Origin of the sequence: Sinomonas sp. G460-2, from assembly GCF_047759905.1 — a bacterium.
Lineage (GTDB): Bacteria > Actinomycetota > Actinomycetes > Actinomycetales > Micrococcaceae > Sinomonas.
Map to the genome: position 1 here is coordinate 1 of NZ_JBKZWT010000473.1, position 2,040 is coordinate 2,040.

Here is a 2,040-nt window from a genome sequence, read left to right on the forward strand (position 1 = left end):
CTCGCTGCCTCCGACGCGCTGGTCCTCGTCCCCGAGGACGTCACCGTGCTGCCCGCCGGCGCCGACGTGGAAGTATGGCTGTTGTGAACGAGTCCCCTCAACGCGATGCCGAGACGAGCACACACCTCACCCACGTCCGCGCGGACGGCAGCGCGCACATGGTCGACGTGAGCCACAAGCCGGAGACGAGCCGCGAGGCGACCGCGCAGGCCGTCCTGCGGACCACTCCCGAGGTTCTGGCCCTCCTCGGCGAGGGCGGGCTCCCGAAGGGCGACGCGCTCGCCGTCGCCCGCGTCGCGGGCATCATGGCCGCCAAGAAGACCCCAGAGCTCATCCCGCTGTGCCACCCGCTCCCCATCTCGAAGGTGACGGTCGACTTCGAGCTCAGCGAGGCGTTCGTGCGCGTGCTCGCGACCGTCAAGACCCGGGGTGTGACCGGCGTCGAGATGGAGGCGCTCACCGCGGCGACCGTCGCGGCGCTCGGCGTCTACGACATGGTCAAGGCCGTGGATCATCACGCCGTCATCTCGGACATCAAGGTGCTCGCGAAGAGCGGCGGGAAGAGCGGCGACTGGTCGCTCGGGGATCCCGGGCCGTTGGTGGGCGAGCCGTGATGCGGCGCGCGGGGATCGTCATCGCGTCGACGCGCGCTGCGACGGGCGTCTACGAGGACCGCTCGGCGCCCATCATCGCGGACTGGCTCGCGGAGCACGGCTTCGAGGTCATCCCTGCGGCCGTGGTGCCCGACGGACCGTCCGTCGGCGCGGCGCTGCGTGCTCTGCTCGCGCTCGCGCCCACCGTGGTCGTGACGAGCGGCGGCACGGGCCTGAGCCCGGACGACGTGACGCCGGAGGAGACGCGGCCACTCCTCGACCGCGAGGTACCCGGGATCATGGAGGCATTGCGGCGCGCGGGCGCGGCCAAGACCCCGCTCGCGGCACTGAGTCGCGGCTACGCGGGCGTCTCGGGGGCCACGTTCGTCGTGAACCTGCCTGGCTCGCCGTCCGGCGTGATGGACGGTCTTTCCGTGCTCGACCCCCTCATCGGGCACCTGTGCGACCAGCTGGAGGGAAACCATGGCCACTGACGCACGCGTGGACATCGTCAACGCCGAGGTGACGCCCGATCCAATCGACGAGGTCGCGGCGCGTCGGGCCGTCGACGCCCCCGACGCCGGCGCCGTCGTCTCCTTCGCCGGGATCGTGCGCGACCATGACGAGGGCCGGGGCGTCCTACGGCTCTCCTACACCGCCCACCCGACCGCCGGGGCCACGCTTCGTCGGGTCGTCGACGCCGTCGTCGCGGAGCATCTCGAGCGGTACGGCCCGTCGGAACGGGCCATGCGGGTGTGGATCGCGCACCGCATCGGCGAGCTCGGTGTGGGCGACGTCGCGTTCGTGTGCGCCGTCTCGTCGGCACATCGCGGCGAGGCATTCCGGCTCTGCTCGGAGCTCGTGGACCGCGTGAAGGCCGAGGTGCCCATCTGGAAAGAGCAGTTCTTCGACGACGGCGGCAAAGAGTGGGTCGCCGCGCTGGGCTGAACGTTCAGGCGCTGGGCTGAGTCTTCGGGCTGATTTCTGGGCGCTGCGCTCCGATAGGCTTTTGGCATGACAGAACGACTTCCGGTGGCAGTGCTGGGCGCGAGCGGGCGCATGGGATCCGAGGCGGTCAAGGCCGTCCGGGCGGCGCCGGATCTGGAGCTTGTCGCAGCGCTCGGGCGGGGCGACACCCTCGACTCAATCGTCGACGCCGGAGCCCGCTACGTCGTGGACCTCACCGTCCCGGATTCCACCGAAGCGAACGTGCGCTTCGCCGTCGAGCACGGGATCCACGCCGTGGTCGGCACCACCGGATGGACCGCCGCGCGGCTCGACTCGCTCCGAGCGCTCCTCGCCGAGCACCCTGAGACCGGTGTCCTGATTGCCCCCAACTTTGCTCTCGGCTCGGTGCTCGCCTCCGCGTTCGCGGCGAAGGCCGCGCGGTACTTCGAATCGGTCGAGATCATCGAGCTGCACCACCCGGACAAGGTCGACGCGCCTT

5 protein-coding genes are annotated in these 2,040 nt (G+C 70.9%); all 5 read left to right on the forward strand.

The window, feature by feature from the left end; genetic code table 11:
* Nucleotides 1-18 precede the first annotated feature (18 nt).
* The gene (locus ACLN58_RS21570) at nt 19-87 is read left to right on the forward strand and encodes a hypothetical protein (protein WP_415857263.1); all 69 of its coding nucleotides are present in this window, start codon (nt 19-21) and stop codon (nt 85-87) included.
* Nucleotides 75-614, forward strand: coding sequence for a cyclic pyranopterin monophosphate synthase MoaC (gene moaC / locus ACLN58_RS21575; protein WP_415857260.1), 540 nt, complete (start codon nt 75-77; stop codon nt 612-614). Before ACLN58_RS21570 ends, moaC begins: the two co-directional genes overlap by 13 nt.
* Nucleotides 614-1,087, forward strand: coding sequence for a MogA/MoaB family molybdenum cofactor biosynthesis protein (locus ACLN58_RS21580; protein WP_415857264.1), 474 nt, complete (start codon nt 614-616; stop codon nt 1,085-1,087). Before moaC ends, ACLN58_RS21580 begins: the two co-directional genes overlap by 1 nt.
* Nucleotides 1,077-1,541 (forward strand): molybdenum cofactor biosynthesis protein MoaE, encoded by a 465-nt coding sequence (locus ACLN58_RS21585; protein WP_415857261.1) that lies wholly within the window; start codon nt 1,077-1,079, stop codon nt 1,539-1,541. Before ACLN58_RS21580 ends, ACLN58_RS21585 begins: the two co-directional genes overlap by 11 nt.
* Before the next feature lie 66 nt (nt 1,542-1,607).
* Nucleotides 1,608-2,040, forward strand: a 433-nt coding sequence (locus ACLN58_RS21590) for a 4-hydroxy-tetrahydrodipicolinate reductase (RefSeq protein ID WP_415857262.1), incomplete at its 3' end; no start/stop codon positions are given.

What these genes read in the sequence shown, in the direction of transcription:
- moaC (WP_415857260.1), top strand. Translation starts at nt 75, where the DNA reads ATGGCTGTTGTGAACGAGTCCCCTCAACGCGATGCCGAGACGAGCACA.
- ACLN58_RS21580 (WP_415857264.1), top strand. Translation starts at nt 614, where the DNA reads ATGCGGCGCGCGGGGATCGTCATCGCGTCGACGCGCGCTGCGACGGGC.
- ACLN58_RS21585 (WP_415857261.1), top strand. Translation starts at nt 1,077, where the DNA reads ATGGCCACTGACGCACGCGTGGACATCGTCAACGCCGAGGTGACGCCC.